We start from the raw sequence: 22,951 nt of genomic DNA on the forward strand, positions 1-22,951 counted from the left end.
TAAATACTGTTTTGGATTATAGTGGCCAATATGGTATATTATCTATATATAACAAAACTCTGGAAATTACTTGAGGAAAGGAGCTAACTTCACTTCAGCAAAATCAATTTTGCTTTTTTTCGAAAGTTTCTTGTAAATAGTTCATTGTTACCAGGACAATTCCGGTAACTCCAAAAGAAAGTGAGTATCCACAGTAAAGTATACCGGAATACTCAAAATTGTAAAGAAATTGGCATATTGTCTTTGGTGAAGTTTATCATTCGAACTCTATGAATTTTTTAATAATATACAACGCCATAAAAAATTTAAATTTAAGTCAAACCCGATGAAGCTATTCTACTATATTGTAATATACTTTTGCAGTCAGGGCATAAACAATTCCGTAAATGATTGAGAATACAAGCAAAGTAGCTACCGTGCACCAGAAAAAGAGAGTTACATTTGTAAGATTCATTAACGCAAGAAGTTTTGTAATTATTTTAAAGGCTGCTGCAATATGAATTGCTGCGGCTATAATGGGCAGGAAGAAAACTTTAAGTACCTGTGATCGAATGGTAGCTTTTATTTCATCCTTGCTCATACCCACCTTTTGCATAATTTGAAAACGTTCTCTGTCATCATAACCTTCCGATATTTGTTTGTAGTATATAATCAGTGCTGTTGCCATCATAAATAGTGTGCCTAGAAACAATCCGAGGAATAAAAAGCCTCCGTAAAGTGAATAGAATCGTTCTGCACGCGCTTGCCTGGACTGAACGTAATTTGCATAGCTATAGTCAATGCTGCTGTCAGCCGAAGCAAATTCAACGTTATTTCTTATTACATTTTCTATTGCTTGGGCGCAGGCAATCTTTTCATCATCTTCACCGTCAATGTCAAGATATATCTCGTATATAGTGGGGCTTGCCGCATTACCGTATGCTTCCGATTGAGCGTTCATTATTTCAGTAAATACATTTTCACTGCTGACTACTATTAAATGATAGTTTGTTACAATACTCCTGTAATCACTGAGTACGGGTATATCTTCAAGGTGCTCTTTTACGGTAAAGGTTTGGCCGAACAGGGAGAAATTATCTTCAATTTGACGTTTGCTGCTGTATGCAAGCACATTGTTATCCGTTAAGTTTGAAGTTTTTCCTGTAAGATGGGTGTATTCATCGGCTGTAATGAGGGTGAAAACTTCATAGTTTGAGCTTAAGTAGTCAATATCGCCGGTGAACTGCCCATTGTCATTGTGAGCCACGAAAGTAAGACTTTCATAATCTTTCATTCTTATTATTTTTCTGCCCTGCTTGGATACGGCGTCCAGTATTGACTGCATAAGCTTGTTTCTTACGATGTTTTTCCCCTGAAAGGTTCTGCTGACTTTAATATCATAGGGATATCTGTTTTTCAGAGCATCTTCCGCACCAAAGTACAGGGACAAGGTACCGGTTACCATTACAAGGACCATGGTGGACAGAATGCATATATTGGCAAGTCCGGTTGCGTTTTGCTTCATACGGTAAATCATTCCCGAAATGGATGTGAAATGCTTTGTTTTATAATAGTAATTTTTATTCTTCCTCAGCAGTTTCAAGAGGGCAATACTTCCGGCATTAAACAGTAAATAGGTACCTATTATTACAAGTATTACTGCTACAAAGAAAAGTATTAAGGCGTTTAAAGGGGATTCTGTAGTTATGGCGATGTAATAACCGATTCCAAGGCATATTGCCCCTAAAATAGCCATTAGCAGCTTGGTTTTAGGTTCTTTTTCTCCGATATTTCCTCCCTTAAGCAGTTCAATAGGTTTTGCAAGCTTTATTCTAAAAAGGTTTGACAAAAGAATGAGTAAGAAAATTGCGGAAAACAAGTATATCGACCATTTGATTCCATGTGCCGATATAGAGAAACCAAAGGGTATATCAAAGCTTAAAAGCTTTGCATAGATTAAAAGAATCAGCTTTGAAAAAAGGGTTCCCAAAAGTAAACCTGTAATAATAGAGACGGCACCAGTCATTAAGGTTTCATAAAAAAGAATTTTTCCAATATGCCCTTTTTCCATGCCAAGGATATTATAAAGGCCAAGCTCCTTTTTTCTGCGTTTTATCAAAAAACTGTTGGTGTAAAACAGAAATATAGCTGAAAATATGGCTATGACACCAGTACCTAAGCCCATTATTTGTTCAAGAGAATCTGCACCCGGCATTTTATTGATACCTTCATTGGTTTTAATAAAGCACATAATATAAAACATTGCAATTGTGCCTATACATGTCAGAATATAGGGAAAATAGAATTTACCGTTCTTTTTTATTGTGTTTGCAGCAAGTTTGGGGTAAAACAGCTTACTCACGGACATCACCCCTTGTGGCTTTTGTAGCAAGTAAAGTCAGGGTGTCGGATATTTTTGCGAACATTTCCTCTTTACTCATATTGGCACGATAAATTTGATGGAATATTTCACCGTCTTTAATGAAAAGAACACGCTTTGCATGGCTTGCTGCCTTAACACTGTGGGTAACCATAAGGATAGTATGTCCGTCGTTGTTGATTTCATTGAACAGACGAAGTAATCCATCAGTGGCATGGGAATCTAAGGCACCGGTCGGCTCATCAGCCAAAATCAGTTGAGGATTTGTAATGAGAGCACGAGCAACGGCAGCCCTCTGTTTTTGGCCTCCCGATACTTCGTAAAGGTATTTCTGGAGTATATCACTTATACCTAGTTTTTCAGCAATGGGTTTTAAGCGTTCGTTCATTTCATTGTAAGATTTACCCGACAGAACTAAAGGCAGAAATATATTGTCCTGCAGAGAGAAGGTATCCAACAGATTGAAATCCTGAAAGACAAAGCCTAAATTGTTGCGGCGAAAAGAAGCTATTTCTTTTTCTTTTATCGAAACTATGCTTTTGCCGTTTAACAAAACATCACCGCTGGTGGGTTTATCCAGGGATGCAATAATATTTAACAGAGTAGTTTTACCTGAACCCGATTCTCCCATGATTGCAACATATTCTCCTTTTTCAACCGAAAAAGAAACATTGGACAGTGCCTGAACATGATTGCCGCCAAAGCGGGAAGAATATACTTTTTTTAAATTGATTACATTTAATAATTCCACTTAATTTAACCTCCTCGTAAAAACAACTTCCATTTCCTTCGACATGTTTATTTTAGCAGTACGAGGATTATTGATTCCATTTATTTGGCTTACATTTCTTATGCGTACCTTACATTATTGTAAGGAATATAATAGGGTATTACACAGGTGATTTCAAATTCTTTCCGACTTGTTTATTCCATGGTTGTTTTTATGGTGTCAAGGTCGATTTTGACCACTGTGCCTTTTCCTACTTCCGATTCAATGGTGATAGTATGGGAGAGCTTTGTTAAAATACACTTACAAAGATATAAACCTATTCCGGTAGATTTTTTATCGGTTCTGCCATTGTAACCCGTAAACCCCTTTTCAAATACCCGGGGTAAATCTTCCGGCTGAATACCAATCCCGGTATCCTGTATAACTAGCGTTTTGCTTTTTTTCCTGTCCATATAGATGGATATTTTCCCTTGAGGAGTATATTTAAGGGCGTTGGACAAAAGCTGTTCAATTACGAACACCAGCCACTTTTCATCGGTGAGTACTTGGCAGTTAAGTTCTGCCAAATCAAGACCGATTCTTTTTCGTATAAAAAGCTTTGCATATTTGCGGACAGCTTGTTTGACGATATCGTCAAGATCGTACATTTTGATAATAAAGTCGGTAGAGGAGCTGTCAAGCCGCAAATATTGAAGGGCCATTTCCACATACTGCTCAATTTTAAAAAGCTCTGTAGAAAGCTCTAAATTCTGTTCACTGTCCTCCGACTGCAATAATAGGTGCATAGCTGCAATGGGTGTTTTGATTTGATGGGCCCAAAGAGTATAGTAATCTATCATATTACTTATTGCACTATCGGCTTTTGATTGAATGTGGGCTTTATGTTCGTAAATTGTTGCTATCAGATTCTGATAATCAAGCTCCAATAAATCTTTGGGGGCAGGTAGAGCATCTGTGGAAACAGTAATACTGTCTTTTAACTTATGCAACAGAGTATGCTTTTTGTAATAATTGTAAAAATCAAAGAATAAAAATACCAGTCCAATTACTAAACACAATAAAGCTGAATAGACAATTGGCTCTAATGAAAGGTCATAAAGCATAAAAACCACTGAAAAAACTAATGCAAAGAGGCATATTATAAATAAGTCTTTTTGTTTGCTTTTCAGATACGATAAAAATATTTTCATACCATCACACCATATATCCAATACCTTTTTTTGTTGATATAAAATCATGAAGCCCGGCTTCGTCAAGCTTTTTGCGCAGGCGTGTAATATTTACGGTAAGAGTATTGTCGTCAACGAAGCTGTCGGTTTCCCATAGCTTTGTCATAATTGTGTCCCGGGATACAACTTTCCCTTTGTTTTCAATGAGCACTTGAAGAATTTTGTATTCATTTTTAGTAAGCTCTATTTTTTTGTTGTTGTAGGTAAGTGTGGCATCACCGGTATTTAAAATTGCACCTTTATGTTCAAGCAAATTGGTTTGCCCTGCGAAATCATAGGTACGGCGCAGCATTGCCTGGACTTTTGCCGTCAACACATTTAAGTCAAAGGGTTTTACAATAAAATCGTCTCCGCCCATATTTACAGCCATAACTATATTCATATTGTCAGAGGCTGAAGATATAAAGATGATGGGCACTTTTGAATTTTTGCGGATTTTACTGCACCAATAATAGCCGTTATAAAAAGGCAGTGATATATCCAAAAGAACCAGGTGGGGAGAATAGGATACAAACGTTTTTATAACATCACGAAAATCCGAGACACACAAAGCATCGTAACCCCATGATTCTATAGCGTTCTTGATAGCCTTTGCAATTATCTCATCATCTTCAACAATCAATATCTTATACATACTTGATCTCCTTCTCCTTCTAACAATGGATTCTAACATCGATTCTAACAGGGGACGGTTCTCTGTTCGTTCTAACAGGGGACGGTTCTCTGTTCTAGAATAGAGAACCGTCCCCTGTTTTGTCTGTTTTGTTTCAGGCGAATTGGCTGTTGTATAAATTGGCGTAAAAGCCGTTTTTGGAAAGCAGTTCTTCATGGGTACCCTGTTCAATAATATTTCCGTCTTTCATGACAAGAATGATATCGGCTTCCCGTATGGTGGACAGACGATGTGCAACAATGAAACTGGTTCGGCCTTGCATAAGTCTTGCAAAGGCTTCCTGAATTTTGATTTCGGTACGGGTATCGATGGAGGATGTTGCTTCATCTAATATGAGCATGGGCGGCAGACAAAGCATAACCCTGGTGATACTTAATAATTGCTTTTGCCCCTGGGAAAGGCTTCCGCCGTCTTCACCGATCACGGTATCATAGCCGTTGGGAAGTCGTTTTATAAAGCTGTGGGCATGGGAAGCTTTTGCTGCTGCAATGATTTCTTCATCGGTTGCATCGGGTTTGCCTAATGTAATGTTTTCCCGAATTGTGCCGGATTTCAGCCATGTATCCTGCAATACCATACCGTAGTTTGCTCTTAAACTTTTTCGTGTAATATCACGGATGTCGATATCTTCCACTTTTATGCTGCCGGAATTAATGTCATAAAAGCGCATTAAAAGGTTGATAACGGTAGTCTTACCGCAGCCGGTAGGTCCGACAATGGCCACACGCTGACCTGGTTTTACCCTAAGATTAAAGTCCCGAATCAAGGGACGCTCAGGAACATAGGAGAAAGCCACGTTTTCCAGAGCAACATTGCCGCTGGCCTTTTCAAGGTTGATGGCATTTGGGCTATCTGGAATTTGCGGCTGTTCTTCAATTAACTCAAAAACACGCCCGGCGCAAGCGAGAGCATTTTGCAGCTCTGTGATTACGCCGGATATTTCATTAAAAGGCTTTGCGTATTGGTTGGCGTAGCTTAAGAAGATGGAAAGACCACCTACTGTCATTGCACTGTTTGTATCGCCACCGATGACTATAAGTCCCCCTGCAAGGGCAACTGATGCGTAAACAAGACTGTTTATGAAACGGGTACAGGGGTTTGTGAGGGATGAAAAGAAAACAGCCCGAAGGGAGTGTTTTTCCAATCGCTCATTAATCTCATCGAACCTTTTCAATGCCTCTTCCTGATAAGAAAAGGCTTGAACTATTTTGGCATTTCCAATCATTTCATCGATAAGTGATGTTTGCTCACCCCTTGTTTCCGATTGAAGCTTGAACATAGAATAGGTGCGTTTTGCAATAAAGTCAGCAACAAAGAGAGAGAGCGGTGTTAGAATGACAACAATAAAAGTAATTTTTACGTTGATGGCGAGCATGAAGATGAAAGTAGCCGCAATTGTGACAATGCCTGTGAACAGCTGTGAGAATCCCATCAGAAGTCCATCGGCGAACTGATCGACATCGCTGATTATACGGCTTACAATTTCGCCATGGGGATGGGCGTCTATATATGAAAGAGGCAATATTTCGATTTTTCGGAAAGCTTTTTTACGAATATCACGCACCACATGGTAAGTGATTTTGTTGTTAATATGGTTCATCAGCCATTGAAGTGTGCAAGTTGCGGCAACGGTAATACCTATTTTAAAAAGGAGTTTTGATATTGCTTCAAAGTCTACATTCCCCGGACCTATGATACAGTCTATAGCTCTACCTATGAGAATGGGTACGTAAAGGGTCAATGCCACTGTTGCAGTGGCTAAAACAATAGAAATTAACATAAGTATACGATATTCCTTGATATATTTCAGAACTTTTCGGAGGTTGTCTATCTGAACATTTTGTTTTTTCATATTATTTTGCCTCCTTTTTGAACTGTGAGTCATAAATTTCACGATACACATCGCACTTTTCAAGCAATTCCTCATGTTTGCCCATGCCGACTATTTGTCCGTCATCAAGCACAAGGATAATGTCAGCGTGCTGAATGGATGATGTACGCTGGGAAACGATGAAGATTGTATGTTTTCCCGGCATTTCACGCAGAGCCTTGCGGAGGGCTGCATCTGTGGCAAAGTCAAGGGCCGAAGCACTGTCGTCAAGGATTAGAATTTCAGGCTTCTTTACAAGGGCACGGGCTATGGTAAAGCGTTGACGCTGTCCACCGGAAAGGTTTTTACCTCCTTGTTCGATAATAAAGTCCAGTCCCTCTTTCTTTTGTGCGACAATTTCACCGGCCTGGGCAATGGTTATAGCCTCCATGATTTCTTCATCGGTGGCATCCTTTTTGCCCCAGCGCATGTTATCCCGGATACTGCCTTTGAACAGTACAGCTTTTTGGGGAACAATACCAATCTTGTCACGCAAAACTATTAGCGGATAGTCCTTGACATTAATACCGTTTACAAGAACTTCTCCGTAAGTTGCATCATAAAACCTTGGAATCAAATTCACCAGAGAGGATTTACCGGAACCTGTACCTCCAATGATACCGACTACCTCTCCATGGCGCACTGAAAAATTAATATTTGTCAAAGACTCATCCTGGGCATTTTTGTATCTCAACCCTACATTGCGAAATTCTACTGCATATTCAGTGTGAAGTTTTTCGGGCATCACATCTTTTTCAACAAGACTCGATTTAATATCGAAAACTGCACTGATTCGGTTGGCACTGGCAAAAGCTTTTGTTATGCTGATGATTAAGTTTGCAAACTTGATAAGTTCAACAAGAATTTGGGACATATAATTATAGAGGGCAAGAACGGCACCCTGTGTAAGAAGGCCTGTTGATACCCGAAAGGCACCGATATATATAAGCCAGATAATGGCGAGGTTAATAATGACATAGGTCAGTGGATTCATCAGTGCAGAAATTCCACCTACAAATTTCTGTGTTGCAGTCAATTCTTCATTGCGTTTATCAAATTCTGCTATTTCTTTTTCTTCAAGGCCAAAAGCTCTGATTACACGAACTCCTGTCAGGTTTTCCCTTGTGGAGTTCAGTACCTTATCCAGACGTTGCTGCACTTTTTTATAAAGAGGAATGGATGCTATCATAATGGCAAAAACAACTGCAAAAAGTGCCGGAACTGCTACTACAAAGGTAAATGCTGCATGGGTGTCCACAGTAAAGGCCATAATCATGGAACCGAATACAATGAAAGGTGAACGCAGCAGCAGGCGCAAAGTTAGGTTTACTCCCGACTGCACCTGATTCATGTCACTGGTCATGCGGGTAATCATACTGGAGGTACCGAGGGTATCGATTTCAGTATAAGATAGCTGGCCTATATGTTTAAATAATGCACGTCGCAGCTTTGTTGCGAAACCGACTGCTGCTTTGGCAGCAAAATATTGGGCCGTTATTGAACTTATCATCCCGACAACACCGAGCAGTACCAGCAGCAAACACATTTTAACAATATATACTTTATTAGCTTGGCCGATTCCTGTATCAACGATACTTTTGATGACAATAGGCACAAGTAATTCAAAGGATGCCTCTAAAAGCTTAAATAGAGGGCCTAAAATACTTTCTTTTCTATAATCTTTTAGATAAATCAGTAACTTTCTCATGAGCTATCCTCCAAATGCTATCTATTACATATAACGCATATATTGTATCATGAACTTTAGTGTACTGCACGATAAAGAAAATAATTCTGTTCCCGAGATTAAAATTATATGTAACATAATGGTACAAATGGGAGAATGATAAGTTTATGGTTTGACAGGAATTTAGAATCCATGTTATATTTATTTAAAAAAGAATGATTAAGCTTACAAACAAAGCTTTAGCAAACAGCTAGTAAAGTGGGAAAACACTATTTTGCGACTTATAACAAAAAAGTTTTTCACAATTGAATATGCTGCGTATAACGTTGTACGTACATAACAGACCCAAGAAGGGCTAAGTATTTAACTATCCTTTATGGGTCGTTTTTATTATATCTTTACAAAGGAAGCATATATTTATTACACTAAATATAATTAATTTTATAGAGCATAAAATAATTAGCGTGGAGGTAAGTGTTATGCATATGGCAGATGCCTTGATTTCACCAATAGTTGGCGCTGGTATGATTGCTGCAAGCTCAGGAATTGCAGCCTATTCAATTAAAAAAGTTCAAAAGGATATGGATGACAAGAAGATACCTTTTATGGGAGTTTTAGGAGCCTTTGTTTTTGCAGCACAGATGATAAATTTTCAAATTCCGGGTACCGGAGCCAGCGGTCATATAGGGGGAGGCTTGCTGCTTGCAGTATTATTGGGCCCTTATGCCGGATTTTTGACCATGTGTTCAATCTTATTGATACAGGCATTGTTTTTTGCTGACGGCGGATTGCTTGCTTTAGGATGTAATATATTCAATCTGGGATTTTATACTTGTTTTTTGGCATATCCCTTAATATACAAACGAATTGCCGGAGAAAAGATAAACCAAAAAAGAATATTTGCAGCTTCCATAATAGCATCTGTAGTGGGTTTGCAATTAGGTGCCTTCAGTGTTGTTATTGAAACCCTTTTATCGGGTAAGACAGAATTGCCTTTTGGTACCTTTGTATTGCTTATGCAGCCCATACACCTTGCAATAGGTGTGGTGGAAGGCGTTATTACTGCTGCTGTTATCGGTTTTGTCTGGAAGGCACGCCCGGAAATTATGGAGAAGTCAACGTATGGGGAATCTATAGGAAAAATATCAATGAGAAATGTGATGGCAGTTTTCTTAATTGCAGTAGTTCTGGTAGGTGGAGTACTCTCCTGGTTTGCCTCTGCAAATCCTGACGGTTTGGAGTGGTCAATGGAGAAAACAGCAGGAACTGCTGAACTTGAAGCAGAGGGAAAAATATATGAAGTGCTGTCCCGTTTACAAGATAAAATATCATTTTTACCGGATTATAGTTTTAAAACTGACGGTGAAGATAATGAGGAAGTGCAAACTTCCGAAATTACAGAGAAATGGCCTGCTGTAAGTCCTGGTACAAGTGTTTCCGGAATTGTTGGAGGATTTATGACTCTGGCTTTGGCAATGTCAATAGGTCTGGCTATAAGTCTGATCAAAAGGAAAAAGAGAAAAGCTGCAGTATAAAATTTTTGAGCTAATAATTTACGATAGGTAGGTTTTATATGTCCGATATAACCAAGGCATTATACAATTTGAGGCTTTTAGATGATTTGGCACAAAAGGAGAGCAGTATTCACCGTATTAGTTCCCTTGTAAAGCTCATTACCACAGTTATTTATTTAACTGTGGTTCTTTCCTTTGGAAAGTATGAAATTACCCGGCTTATACCCTTCGTATTTTATCCTGTGCTAATTTTTAGCTTATCGGAATTACCTGCCATGCCAATTGTAAAAAGAATATTGATTGTTGAGCCATTGGTTATAGGTATTGGAATATTAAATCCTTTATTGGATAAGCAAACAATATTTCTAGGCGATATGGTTATTTCAAAGGGATGGATTACTTTTTTCTCCCTTTTTATAAAGAGCAGTTTGGCAATAACAGCCGGAATTTTACTTATTGCAACCACGGGTATGAATAAACTGGCATCAGCATTGCGTACTTTGAAAGTACCCAAGGTTTTTGTACTGCAGCTGGTGTTGACCTATAGGTATATCTATGTTTTAACTGAGGAAGCTGCGAGGGTGATGAGGGCATATTCTTTAAGAGTTCCGGGACAAAAAGGCATAAAGTTAAAGCATTTGGGTTCCTTCCTTGGGCAATTGATATTGAGGACATTGGACAGGGCTCAGAGGGTTTATGGATCAATGAATTTGAGAGGTTTTACCGGCGAATATAATATCGGAGTGAATGATAAAGTAAAAATTAAGGATATTGCCTATTTGGCTGGCTGGGTTTTGTTCTTTGCAGCTGCAAGAATTTATGATATACCCAGGATGCTTGGTGGGTTGCTAACAGGAGTGATAGGGTAGATGAGTCATCATAAACTTGAGGTCAGGAACCTCCAGTTCGTATATCCTGACGGGTATAAAGCAATAAAGAATGTTTCGTTTACAGTTTACCACGGAGAATCGGTAGGTATTATTGGTGCCAACGGTGCGGGTAAATCCACTCTCCTTATGCTGATTATGGGCCTGTTGTTTCCTACCTCGGGAGAGGTTTTGGTGGGAGATGTCCGGATGACAAAGAAGACCTTGCCCATGATACGCCAAAGATTGGGGATGGTATTTCAGAATCCCGATGACCAGTTATTTATGAATACGGTATACGATGATGTGGCTTTTGGGCCTAGAAATTATAATATGGATGAAAAAGAAGTTGAGAAACGGGTAAAGGAAGCATTAGAGGCAGTGGGAATTTACCATTTAAAAGACAGGGCACCCTATAAACTGTCGGAGGGAGAAAAACGTTCGGCAGCAATAGCGTCGGTTTTGTCCATGCACCCGGATATATTGGTGATGGATGAACCGACTTCAGCCCTTGACCCCAAATCAAGACGAAAGGTTATAGACCTCCTCAAAGGATTCAAGCATACAAAGATTATTACCAGTCATGACTTGGATATGGTTTTTGAAACTTGCAGCAGGGTTATTGTAATTAATCAAGGTGAGGTTGCGGCCGATGGAGAAGGGATAAAAATTTTGAGGGACTCAAAACTATTGGAAAGCTGTGGTTTGGAACTGCCTCTTTCTTTTCAGAATTGTCCTGTATGCGGAAAGCTATAACCATAAATTGATAAATACTTATGATTAAATAAAGGTTATATAAAAATTAGAAATGTTGTTGGCAGATGGAGTCAATTAATATTTATATATAGCAGTTTAACATGGTATAATTTAGATGGTCTGTTTTTATTTAAAAAATAGGGGGGTAAAAGTTTTGTTTGATTCAAGCGTAAAGTTATATATAAAGTATACACTGAAGGATATTAGAGATATTTGCATTGAAAAAGTGTATGGGGGAATATTAGGTAAAATTTTTATGGCACCGTTTATAATAGTTTTAGTAATAGCGGCTGTCACCATACCTGTTTCGTTATTCTTTTTACAGAGAGAACCGGAACAATTACTGGATTTTATCTCAACATTACTCTTTTTAGTATTTATTTTAGGATTTATTGTGAATTTTCCTTTTGTGGTTATATATCTTTCTTATAAAAACGATTATAGGAAAAGCAAACTTTGGCAGAGTATACAGTGTGTTGAAGTTTCAAAAGAAAATCTTGTGATATCTTCTGAAGAGGGAAGCAGAACAATGACTTGGGATGAAGTGGACGGAGTACTGGAATACAGGCGATGTTTTTTTATTCACCAATCCTCTGCAAAAATATTTGTGCTGCCTAAAAGGTGTTTTGTCTCCCAGGAACAATTGGAGGAATTTAGAAGCATATTGAGTAGCAGTTTGGAGAGCAATAAATTGATACTTAAAAATTATAAACTTGTGCATTCTTGTCCTGATTATTGTGATACAGAATTTGAACTAAAAAGTTCTGTTTTGGAAAAGGCTGCTGAGGGAGACAATGAGCAAAAACCTGAACTTGTGTTAGAAGTCTTGCTTGAGAAAAAGGAATATATAAAATTCAATTTTATGTTTTTTTATAAAAAACCAATAGTCATTATCTTTACACTCCTGGGTTTATATTTACTGGTTAGAGGTTTGCTGGGTTTCGGACAGTTAAATAACTTTATCAGAATATTTTCATTTAGAATATTTTCATTGCTAAGTGGAGTATTTTTAACATTTTCTATACCATTAATGCTCTTAATATTTTCAAATAGAGTTTATAAAAGAGATAAATCAATGAAAAAATCTGCTTTATATAAGATATATAAAGACCACTACTCAGTAGAGCGATCTGAGGGTTTTTTGAATATAGAGTGGGATAAATTGGTTAAAATAGTCGACACTAAGGATTTTATTTTTATTTTTGTTACTAATAATGTTGTTAGTATTATACCAAAAAGAATATTTAAAGGCAGGGAAGAAGATTTACGGAAATTTGAAGGCATATTACGAGAAAATTGTGGTGAGATATTGAAGAAAAGGTTCTGAAATTAGTTCCATATCGATAAATATTCTAAAGACTGTTCAGAGTTCTAAAAATCTGGTGGCTTTCATTAAAACATGATATACTTTAGACATATAATCCTTTTTATGGAGGTTTGATATATATTATGCTGGCAAAAAGGCTTATGAGTATTTTGGTTTTGACTTTAATAATATCCTGTAGCATTAATGTATTTGGACTTTCTGCCGAAATTAAAAAGGATTTGAAAGATGCAGTAGTATTATTGGTAAATAGTAATAGAGCCTATGTAAACAACATAAAAAAATATATTGATGAATCTAATAGGGAAGTTAGAGCAATTGTCAAAAACGGAAGAACTCTTGTGCCTCTGAGATTTATTTCTGAAAATTTCGGAGCTGATGTAAGTTTTGATGATAAAACCAAAACTGCCACAATAAATTTTAATGGCAAAATCGTAAAACTGACTTCAAATGATAAGACAATGCTTGTTAATGATAAGACAATTGTTATGGACGAGCCGGCGCAGATAATAAACAACAGAATGCTTGTTCCGTTAAGGGCTTTAGCTGAAAATGCTTTAGGCAAAGGGGTTTTCTATGACAATGGTTTGATAGTTATAAGTAACTCCAAGACAAACCTGGATTCTGAAAAAGTTCAGGACATTATATCAAGATTTGATGATTCTAAATCTCCTTTCTCTTACCAGCTTTCAGAACCGGTAAAAGGTGACATGATTGCAGTTATAAAGACCAATTATGGTGACATAAAAATAAAACTTTTTCATGAAGATGCACCTTTAACAGTAGAAAATTTTGTGAGACTTTCCCAAAAAGGCTACTATGACGGTTTGACTTTCCATAGGGTCATAAATAATTTTATGATTCAGGGAGGAGACCCTAATGGAAATGGAACAGGTGGAGAAAGCATCTGGGGGAAACCTTTTAAAGATGAGTTCAGCAGCAGGCTGTATAATATACGAGGTGCTTTGTCCATGGCCAATAGAGGGCCTAATACCAATGGAAGTCAGTTTTTTATAGTACAGAGTCCTGTTTTAGATGATGAAGTAATAGAGTACTGTGAAAACATTGGCATGGAACAGCGGCTTATTGATGCTTACTCCGATATAGGAGGCACTCCTTGGCTAGACGGCAGGCACACCGTTTTCGGACAAGTATATGAAGGTATGAATGTAGTGGATAAGATAGCTGCTGTAGAAGTTGGATATGCTGATAAACCCCTTGAAGATGTAGTAATTTTAACCATTCAAACTTATAAATTGGGCTACGAAAATGAGGATATTATATTTACAGAGAATACATATACTAATTAATATCACAATAGAGGCGGAGGAAAAGCATTGAATAAAAAAATATTGTTTGATTTTGATGGTACTTTGGTACAGTCGGAAAATATATTGCTTGCCATGTACAATGAATTGTTTGAAGGAAAAGATTACAAGGATATCACACAGGAAGATATCGAGAAATTAAGAAGTTATTCTCTTATTGATAAATGCAAAATGCTGGGGATTTCAGTATATAAAATTCCAAAGTTGTATATTGAATCAAAAAAGATTTATAAAAAATATTTAAGTTCAGTAGAGTTGAAAGATGGTGTGGCAAATATGCTGCATGAACTTAAGGATCAGGGTTTTAATTTGGACATTCTTTCATCCAATGATGCGAGTACTATAAGTGAATTTGTTAAGAATAACGACATAGATCTGTTTGATCATATATATTCATCCAATAACTTATTCGGCAAGCATCATGCTATAAAGAATTATTTAAAAAAGCATAATCTGACTGAGAAAGACATCTGGTATGTGGGGGATGAGGTAAGGGACATAGTATCTTGTAAGAAGGCAGGAGTGAAAATAATCGCTGTTACATGGGGATATGATTCTGAACAGATTCTTTCGGAGGAAAAGCCGGATTATCTGGCAAGAAAGCCTCAGGAGATCCTGGATATTTTATTGAATTGACGGATAATCAGTTGTGAGAATTGCATCCTCCAGCAATTGTAACTTGGTACAGTATTGCAGTCATATGGTTTGAATACATATATTATTTTTGGAGGGTATCATGGTTATAAACAGGAAGCTTAACATAAAAAGATACCGTGAAATTATAACTGTTTTTGCCAAACATGGTTTTGGATTGATAATAGACCAGCTTGGCATTTTTGATTATTTAAAGATGAAAAAACATGGTACCGAGGCAGAAAACTCAAATTCTAAACTTTCTGTTGGTGAGAGACTTAGGATTTCTTTAGAAGAATTAGGTCCTACATTTGTGAAAATAGGACAAATATTAAGTACACAGGTAGATATTGTACCCCGGGATATCGTTGAAGAGTTGAAAAAACTTCAAAGCTCAGTTCAGCCTTTCTCTTACAACGAAGCTAAGTCAGTAATAGAAAGTGAATTTGAAGATACCCTCGAAAATATATTTAAAGAGTTCAGCCAGGAACCGATCGCTTCTGCGTCTATATCCCAAGTCCATTACGCTGTTCTCAACAGTGGTGAAAAAGTTGCAGTCAAAGTCCAAAGGCCGGGAATAGAAAAGGTTATAAGCCAGGATTTAAATATTCTTCGCGACTTGGCCTATTTTGTTGACAATCACACAAAGTTTGGGAAAATATATGATTTCAGCAGTATGGTAAATGAATTTGAATATACGATAAAAAATGAATTGGACTTTACCAGGGAAGGTGAAAATGCCGATACTTTCAGGGATAATTTTTCAAAGGACAAGGTAGTAAAAGTTCCGGAAGTGAACTGGACTTATACTTCCCGGCGTGTTCTCACTATGGAATATATAGAGGGGATAGGGATAGATGATCATGAGGGGTTGGAAAAAGATGGTATTAATAAAAAGGAGACTGCGAAGAGGATTGCAGAATCCTTATGTAATCAGATATTGAGAGACGGATTTTTTCATGCGGACCCACATCCCGGCAATATAAAGGTTTTGAAGGATGGAACAGTGGTATTCTTGGATTTGGGAATGGTGGGAAGAGTAAGTGAAAGCCGCAGAAAAATAATATCTAAGTTATTTGTGGCCGTGGCCAACAAAGATGCTCGAAGGGCGGCCAGGGCTGTTATAGAGCTTGATGCTATGTATGATAAGAAGAATATTAAAAAGTTCGAGCAGGATGTGGACTTAATGCTTGATAAATATCTTACAATGCCATGGAGCAAGATAAATGTAGGGGAAGTGTTTTATGAAGTTTTCAATATTGCTTTTTTAAATGGAATAAAATTACCCAGGGAATTTACTATGTTGGCAAAGGCCTTCGCAACTGTTCAGAGTATTTTGGAGCAGTTGGCTCCCGAGCTTAATACCATAGAAGTTGCAAAGCCAATTGCTAAAAAATTGATGCTTCAATCTTATTCTCCCCAAAACATCAGTCTGGCTTTGAGAAGGAATGCTACAGCATACAAAGATTTAATAAGCGAGCTTCCTTTTTATATTCAAAATTTGCTGGAGAAGGCAGAGGACGGAGAATTAACCTTTCAGATAAAAATTAAAGATCTTGACAAGATTCAAAAGCGGTTTGACAGAGCTGTAAACAGGATATCCTTCAGTGTCATATTACTCGCTGTATGTATTGTTATTACCGGTATTATTATCGGTTCAAGCCAAAATGCACCTGAAGGCAGTAAAATGTATCTGTTGAATGTAACTGCCCTTAGGATAGGTATAATTGTTGCAGTTTCCATTGTATTAGTTGTCATAATTTCAATGTTAAGATCCGATCGCTAATGTAATGCTTAAAGACTTTTAGGTTTTGTTGTAAAAAAAGGGAGGCTTGTGCCTCCCGTATTAATAGTTATATGTTTATAGTGTAATCTTTTATTTCTTTATTGCCCCAACTATTAGTTTTACTATTTCAACAATAGGTATTATTAAGAAGGCCAGCAGCAAAGAAATAAGCAAGTTGGTACCCGACAGTGGAGTAAGTTTGAAAACTGTGTTTACTCCTGGTATATAAATTACACCTAAAGATAATATGAAGGACAATACCATGGCACTAAGCAGGGACTTGTTTCTGGTTTTCAGTGTAAAGATGGATTTTGTTGTGGATCTCATATTCAGTGACTGAAATACTTCACAGGTAGACATAGTTAAAAATGCCATTGTCATTGCTACAGTATGTCCGTACTTACTGCCTATAAGATAAGCAATTAAGGTTAAAATAGCAATTGCAACACCTTGATATATTATGCTGATTCCAAGTCCCTGGGCAAAAATTCCTTCTTTTGGACTGCGTGGCGGTCTTGTCATAATGTCTTCTTCAGCATCTTCCATTCCTAGGGCGATGGCCGGAAAAGCATCGGTAACCAGGTTAATCCATAATATATGTATGGGTGAGAAAAGCTGAAAGTTCATTATTGTTGCTACAAAAAGGGATACAACTTCACTTAAATTTGATGATAGAAGGAACTGTATGGCCTTTCTTATATTGTCATATATCCTTCGTCCTTCTTCAACAGCATGAACAATGGATGCGAAGTTGTCATCAGCCAATACCATGTCCGAAACGTTTTTTGTAACATCGGTACCGGTAATACCCATACCTACTCCTATATCTGCCGATTTTAGAGCCGGTGCATCGTTTACTCCATCCCCTGTCATGGCAACAATTTTGCCTTGCTTTTTCCATGCGCTTACTATACGAACTTTGTGTTCAGGTTGTACACGGGCATATACCGAGTAATTGCTGATTTTCTTTTCAAGCTCCTGATCAGACATATTGGATAATTCCGATCCGGTTATAGCCTGGTTTTCGTTGGATAAAATGCCTAGTTCTTTAGCGATGGCAACAGCAGTATCCTTATGGTCACCTGTAATCATTATAGGGCGTATACCGGCATTGCGACATTTTTCAATGGCTGCTTTGACTTCAGGGCGTACTGGGTCAATCATTCCGGTAAGACCTATAAATGTTAAGTTGCGTTCAAGGCTTTCGGGAGAAATATTCTCAGGAAGAGAGTCTGTTTGCTTGAATGCCGAAGCCAAAACACGCAAAGCCTTATTTGCCATCTTTTTGTTTTCTGCCATAATAGCCGAACGATGTGCATCGGTCAACGGAACTGCACCATCTTTGGTAAGTATATGGGTACAAGCCTTTAACAGTTCATCAGGAGCACCTTTTGTATATTGTATGAACTTGCCGCTTGATTCTTTGTGAACGGTTGACATCATTTTACGTACAGAATCAAAAGGTGCTTCAGCAACACGGGGTAGAAGCTTTACAAGTTCATTTTTGTTTTTACCGGAATCGTAAGCAAATCTTACCAAAGCACTTTCGGTAGGCTCACCGATTACTTCCTTTCCGTCTTCTGAAAGGGAAGCGTCATTGCAAAGTGCCATGGATATTGCGAGTTGTTCAACATCACCAAGGGTATAAGTCTCAACAACTGTCATTTTATTTTGAGTCAGAGTACCAGTCTTGTCGGAACATATTACTTGTGTACAACCCAAAGTTTCAACTGCGGTGAGCTTCCTGATAATGGAATTGCGCTTTGACATTTTTGTTACACCTATGGAAAGAACTATAGTAACAACTGCCACCAAACCTTCCGGGATTGCAGCTACCGCAAGACTTATAGCCATAAGGAAAGTTTCAAGCACATGTCCTCCATGGAAACCGCCGTTTCTTAATACACCGAAAGCAAATATAAAAATGCATATTCCAAGGACAACTACGCTCAGTACTTTACTCAAAGATGCCAATTTTTTTTGCAGAGGTGTTTTTTCTTCATCGGTATTGGAAATAATGTTTGCAATTTTACCCATTTCCGTTGCCATACCGGTATTTATTACAACACCTTCTCCACGGCCGTATACCACATTTGTCCCCATATAAGCCATGTTAACACGGTCGCCCAGAGGAATGTCTTTATCTTTTGCGGGAATGGCAAGAGCTGTTTTCTCAATGGGTACAGATTCTCCGGTAAGGGAGGCTTCTTCAATTTTGAGGCTTGACGCTTCAATGATTCTCATGTCCGCAGGGACAGAGTCTCCAGCCTCTAAGAGGACAATATCTCCCGGTACAATTTCTTCGGATTTTATCTGCATTACCTGACCGTTTCGCCTTACCTTTGAATAGGGAGACGACATTTTTTGCAGAGCTTCAATAGCTTTTTCTGCCTTACCCTCCTGTACAACTCCAAGTATTGAGTTGAGCACAACGACTACCATTATGATAATGGAATCTACTAATTCGCTGGCTAACCCGGAAATAACAGCAGCCACCAGGAGAACAATGATCATGGGGTCTTTAAGCTGTTCCAGGAATTTTACAAAAACAGATTTCTTTTTTCCTTCGTCAAGCTTGTTTTTTCCAAACTTCTCAAGCCTTTTTTGAGCTTGAGACGGGTCAAGACCATTTTTTGAAGATTCCTGTGATTTCAGAACTGTCTCAAATTCCTCAAAATAATGTTTCATTTACTACTTCCTTTCTTTTTATTATTTTATATATTTTTTGTAGCTTATTATAGCGGTTTAAATTACAAAAATATTGATTTTATATATAATGGTGTTTTACACCTTTGTGACATATTTAATGCTATAATAAATAGGATGTATAATGTAAGTAATTATATTTCCGAAACTTTAAACTAGCATATTATATTAGAAAATTTTTTCAAAAATAATTATTCATCCAAAATTCAAATATTATAGTATGTATTTAATATCATGTTCTAATCTTTACAAATAATTTAACATGTTATAAGATGATAAAAAACCATTAACTGAAACCATATGTCCCATTTTTACACAAATCATTATAAATGGGAAGTTTTTAAATAAATATGGAGATGGGTTATATGAGGTGAACGGAGATGTCAAAACCTGAGCTTACGAAAAAGCTTATTGCAGATACATTGAAAAAGCTTATGGCTAATATGAATCTTGATAAAATAACTGTACAAGATATTGTTAATGCTTGCGGTCTTAATAGGAAAACCTTTTACTATCATTTTAAAGACAAACAGGACCTGGTCTGTTGGATTTTTGACACTGAATTTGCGGCTCTTACTGATTTGAATCAGGATAATTCGGTTTTTGACGAACTTGTGGAGCATTTATATAAAAACAGGGAGTTTTATGTGGCAGCTCTTTCTTCTGATGTACAGAACAATCTTAAGGAGCACTTTTTTGAAATTATTTTTGATTCCAGCATGAATAAGGTTAAAGAGGTATTAGGAGCAAATGAATTGGAAATAGATGAAATAAAGCTTATTGCCAGCTTCTTTTCAAACGGAATTGTTGGCAGTATAACACAATGGGCTAAGGAGGGCATGAAGTCTTTCCCTTATCAATACAGTGCAAAGCTTTATCCCATAACGGAAGAGTGTATTAAATTTATTGTTAATAGATATTTAGAAAAAAAAGAAGAGGTCTGAAATAATTCTGTATAAGAAAAAGCATGATATATTATTCGGAACATTTCAATAATAATTATTTATAATTATAAATTCTAAGAGACCTATCTTTAAAGTTTAAATATTTCAACAAGAAAAACTTATTTATTATCATTAACAAATAATGCTGTAAGCCGATACCGAGTCTTATATATTTCCAAATAACCATATGAAACAGAAGTTGAATGGAAAAATAACTGTAATAATTATCTAAAAAAAACCGAGATAATATATATATTACTTTTTAGACTTTTTTATTATTACGGTGACTTATGATAAAAAGTGTGTTATATTAAAATTATAAAGATTAATAAATGTGAAGAAAAATTTACGGTTTTTTGGAAGGATGTGAAATTAATGATAAAAAGAAAGGCGAGGAAAATTGTAGCTGTATTTTCAGTTTTAGCAGTGTTTTTCTTATTTCAGATAGGTACTTTCGCTCAGGAACAGTTGTTATTGACAGCAAGTAATGAACCTAGCGAATGGGCAGTGGAAAGTGTGGAGTGGTCTAAAATATACGGTCTTGCTCCGGAAAATATGTATAAAAACTATACTTCAAAAGTTACAATGGATGAATTGTATAGTGTTTGTGTAAGTGTTTATGAAGCAGCGACAGAGCAATCAATTATACCGTCTGATAAAAGCTTGATTGGTGATACTTTTAGTGAAACAATATTAAAAGCATATTCAGTCGGACTGATTAAAGAAGACGAAAAGCTTGAGCCACAACGGGAAGTTACAAGACTGGATATGGTTACCTGTACATATGAAACAATAAAAGCAGCTCAACCGGTCTTTAGTTTTCAAGCCGATATTGAACTTACCTTTAATGATGCAGACTCAATACCGGACGAAGCATTAGATGCAGTAAAGTATGTTGTTTCAAAGGGAATACTGAAAGGAAGGAGTAACAATACTTTAGACCTTGAAAGTTCATGCAGCAGACAAGAACTTATAGTTTTCACAAAAAATGCCTACGAATTTGTAAGATATGAATCGGGCAAATATTCGAGGGGTGCATTTTGGAAAGTAAGTGACGAAGACAGTTGTGTTTATTTGCTGGGTTCGGTACATGTGGCTGATCCTTCCATGTATCCTTTATCCAAAGAAATATTAAAGGCATTCGAAGAAGCCGATTATCTTGCAGTTGAAGCAAATGTGTCAAATGCTCAGGAAGCTGCTTTATATATGATGGAAAAAGCATTCTATAAAGATGACAACACTCTTTATAAGAATGTGCCCAAAGAAGTGTACAACCGTTTTGTAGAGGTTATTGAACCCTATGGTATAAGACCTGAAATGTATAATAAGTTTAAACCATGGTATGCTGCATTGCTTGTGCAAAATTTACTTTATGCAGAAAGTTCTTTCAGTTCGGAAATTGGAATAGATATGGTTTTACTTGAAAAAGCCAAAGATAAAAAAGAAATATTGGAAATTGAAGGTGCAAAGTTCCAGGTGGATTTGTTTGACTCTTTCTCAACTGAGCTCCAAGTGGAATTTTTGGCATCTTCCCTTGCACCCGATAATAATACTCAAAAAAAATCTGTGGATATGCTTAATGATATGATTAATTGCTGGAAGTCCGGCGATACAGAAGGATTGGAGAAATTATTGTTTTCAGCGGAGAGCGATTCTGACGTAGACAAAGAATTCAATGAAAAATTGTTTATATCAAGAAACAATAACATGACTGAAAAAGTGAAAAGTTATCTTGCTGATCCTGAAAGAAAAACATATCTGGTAGTAGTTGGAGCAGGTCATATGGTTGGTGAGACAGGGATTGTTGCCCAATTGACTGGAGAGTATGAAATAGTTCAAATAAAATAAACGTGAAATAATGCTTACATCTAAACTTCAGGTTCTATGAAAAATAGATACCTGAAGTTTAATTTTTATAGGAAAATCAATGAAGCAATGTATCTCTTTCAAATCTCTCACAGCTAACTTTAACAGCATCAAGATGGCCATAACTGTGAAATGCGAAGGTCAAGCCTGTTTCCTTAAGAAGTTTTACTACTTTTATTGCTTCAGTTTTTTCTCTTTCGTAGTTCGATGATACCAATTCATAAGTTCTATAGCCCAGAATACCTTCATACCCTGTTAGTGCGATAATTTCCTTTGTACCATTGAATGAAAAATCGCTGTGCTGTTCTACAAACTTGTCCAGAATGGGAACAATTTCATTATCCCGGGATATGATTTCTTTTCCATCAGGGGAAACGGAAAAGATTGCAATATTGCCATTTTCATCCAACACCAGTTTATAAACATTTCCGTTTTCAATCATGTACTCATAATAGTTAAGGTCATCAATGGAAATAATTAAAGGTTTTTTTGATTTCAGTTCGAAAATTTCTGCTTAAGTTTAATTATGATTTTGGAAATTGCAGAATGCTTTTTGAAATTTTTTGGGAACCAAATATTTAATTTGTAGGTCCAATTATTATATAATAAAAATAATAAAAGGCTTAAATAGACATAAAAATTCTTAAAATTCGTTAATCATTGGTTTTGTAAATTAAGAG

General features: G+C 36.8%; 17 protein-coding genes and 1 pseudogene. 10 read left to right on the plus strand and 8 right to left on the minus strand.

Annotated features, from left to right (window positions below; all coding sequences use genetic code 11):
- Window positions 1-331 precede the first annotated feature (331 nt).
- From CLOCL_RS01730 to CLOCL_RS01755, 6 genes are all read right to left on the minus strand, one after another.
- Window positions 332-2,341 carry an ABC transporter permease gene (locus CLOCL_RS01730; protein WP_014253724.1) on the minus strand — a complete coding sequence of 670 codons (2,010 nt, stop codon included), beginning with the start codon at window positions 2,339-2,341 and terminating at the stop codon, window positions 332-334.
- Window positions 2,334-3,110, minus strand: coding sequence for an ABC transporter ATP-binding protein (locus CLOCL_RS01735; RefSeq protein WP_014253725.1), 777 nt, complete (start codon window positions 3,108-3,110; stop codon window positions 2,334-2,336). The genes CLOCL_RS01730 and CLOCL_RS01735 overlap by 8 nt, the downstream gene beginning before the upstream one ends.
- 173 nt (window positions 3,111-3,283) lie before the next feature.
- Window positions 3,284-4,279, minus strand: a complete 996-nt coding sequence (locus CLOCL_RS01740; protein WP_014253726.1) for a sensor histidine kinase — start codon at window positions 4,277-4,279, stop codon at window positions 3,284-3,286.
- Window positions 4,280-4,283: 4 nt separating this feature from the next.
- Complete coding sequence (locus tag CLOCL_RS01745; RefSeq protein ID WP_014253727.1) at window positions 4,284-4,952, minus strand: response regulator transcription factor; 669 nt, start codon at window positions 4,950-4,952, stop codon at window positions 4,284-4,286.
- Window positions 4,953-5,085: 133 nt separating this feature from the next.
- The gene (locus CLOCL_RS01750) at window positions 5,086-6,843 is read right to left on the minus strand and encodes an ABC transporter ATP-binding protein (RefSeq protein ID WP_014253728.1); all 1,758 of its coding nucleotides are present in this window, start codon (window positions 6,841-6,843) and stop codon (window positions 5,086-5,088) included.
- Window position 6,844: 1 nt separating this feature from the next.
- Complete coding sequence (locus CLOCL_RS01755) at window positions 6,845-8,569, minus strand: ABC transporter ATP-binding protein (protein WP_014253729.1); 1,725 nt, start codon at window positions 8,567-8,569, stop codon at window positions 6,845-6,847.
- 458 nt (window positions 8,570-9,027) lie between these two features.
- Between CLOCL_RS01755 and CLOCL_RS01760 the strand changes: the two genes are divergently transcribed.
- From CLOCL_RS01760 to CLOCL_RS01790, 8 genes and pseudogenes are all read left to right on the plus strand, one after another.
- On the plus strand, window positions 9,028-10,083 hold the full coding sequence (locus CLOCL_RS01760; RefSeq protein ID WP_014253730.1) for an energy-coupling factor ABC transporter permease: 1,056 nt from the start codon (window positions 9,028-9,030) through the stop codon (window positions 10,081-10,083).
- Between the two features lie 38 nt (window positions 10,084-10,121).
- Window positions 10,122-10,931 carry a cobalt ECF transporter T component CbiQ gene (gene cbiQ, locus CLOCL_RS01765; protein WP_014253731.1) on the plus strand — a complete coding sequence of 270 codons (810 nt, stop codon included), beginning with the start codon at window positions 10,122-10,124 and terminating at the stop codon, window positions 10,929-10,931.
- Window positions 10,932-11,684: an energy-coupling factor ABC transporter ATP-binding protein gene (locus CLOCL_RS01770; protein WP_014253732.1), complete on the plus strand. Its 753-nt coding sequence runs from the start codon at window positions 10,932-10,934 to the stop codon at window positions 11,682-11,684.
- Between the two features lie 154 nt (window positions 11,685-11,838).
- Window positions 11,839-13,011 carry a YcxB family protein gene (locus CLOCL_RS01775; protein WP_027622434.1) on the plus strand — a complete coding sequence of 391 codons (1,173 nt, stop codon included), beginning with the start codon at window positions 11,839-11,841 and terminating at the stop codon, window positions 13,009-13,011.
- 140 nt (window positions 13,012-13,151) lie between these two features.
- Window positions 13,152-13,583: pseudogene (locus tag CLOCL_RS23890) on the plus strand (copper amine oxidase N-terminal domain-containing protein); the annotation flags it as partial.
- Between the two features lie 135 nt (window positions 13,584-13,718).
- Window positions 13,719-14,318: a peptidylprolyl isomerase gene (locus CLOCL_RS23895; RefSeq protein WP_051411383.1), complete on the plus strand. Its 600-nt coding sequence runs from the start codon at window positions 13,719-13,721 to the stop codon at window positions 14,316-14,318.
- A 27-nt stretch (window positions 14,319-14,345) separates the two neighbouring features.
- Entirely contained in the window at window positions 14,346-14,972 is a 627-nt protein-coding gene (locus CLOCL_RS01785) for an HAD-IA family hydrolase (RefSeq protein ID WP_014253735.1), read from the plus strand.
- A 100-nt stretch (window positions 14,973-15,072) separates the two neighbouring features.
- A complete protein-coding gene (locus tag CLOCL_RS01790) occupies window positions 15,073-16,755 on the plus strand; it encodes an ABC1 kinase family protein (RefSeq protein WP_014253736.1) in 1,683 nt (560 codons plus the stop codon).
- A 90-nt stretch (window positions 16,756-16,845) separates the two neighbouring features.
- Here the strand turns inward: CLOCL_RS01790 and CLOCL_RS01795 are convergent, their stop codons facing one another.
- A complete protein-coding gene (locus CLOCL_RS01795; RefSeq protein WP_014253737.1) occupies window positions 16,846-19,443 on the minus strand; it encodes a calcium-translocating P-type ATPase, PMCA-type in 2,598 nt (865 codons plus the stop codon).
- A 398-nt stretch (window positions 19,444-19,841) separates the two neighbouring features.
- Between CLOCL_RS01795 and CLOCL_RS01800 the strand changes: the two genes are divergently transcribed.
- Together CLOCL_RS01800 and CLOCL_RS01805 are read left to right on the plus strand one after the other, a co-directional pair.
- The gene (locus CLOCL_RS01800; RefSeq protein ID WP_014253738.1) at window positions 19,842-20,405 is read left to right on the plus strand and encodes a TetR/AcrR family transcriptional regulator C-terminal domain-containing protein; all 564 of its coding nucleotides are present in this window, start codon (window positions 19,842-19,844) and stop codon (window positions 20,403-20,405) included.
- Window positions 20,406-20,780: 375 nt separating this feature from the next.
- Complete coding sequence (locus CLOCL_RS01805) at window positions 20,781-22,253, plus strand: TraB/GumN family protein (RefSeq protein ID WP_014253739.1); 1,473 nt, start codon at window positions 20,781-20,783, stop codon at window positions 22,251-22,253.
- A gap of 76 nt (window positions 22,254-22,329) precedes the next feature.
- Here CLOCL_RS01805 and CLOCL_RS01810 read toward each other — a convergent pair whose 3' ends face one another.
- A complete protein-coding gene (locus tag CLOCL_RS01810) occupies window positions 22,330-22,713 on the minus strand; it encodes a hypothetical protein (RefSeq protein WP_174269786.1) in 384 nt (127 codons plus the stop codon).
- Window positions 22,714-22,951: the final 238 nt, after the last annotated feature.

Source organism: Acetivibrio clariflavus DSM 19732 (assembly GCF_000237085.1).
In the GTDB taxonomy this organism is placed as follows: domain Bacteria; phylum Bacillota; class Clostridia; order Acetivibrionales; family Acetivibrionaceae; genus Acetivibrio; species Acetivibrio clariflavus.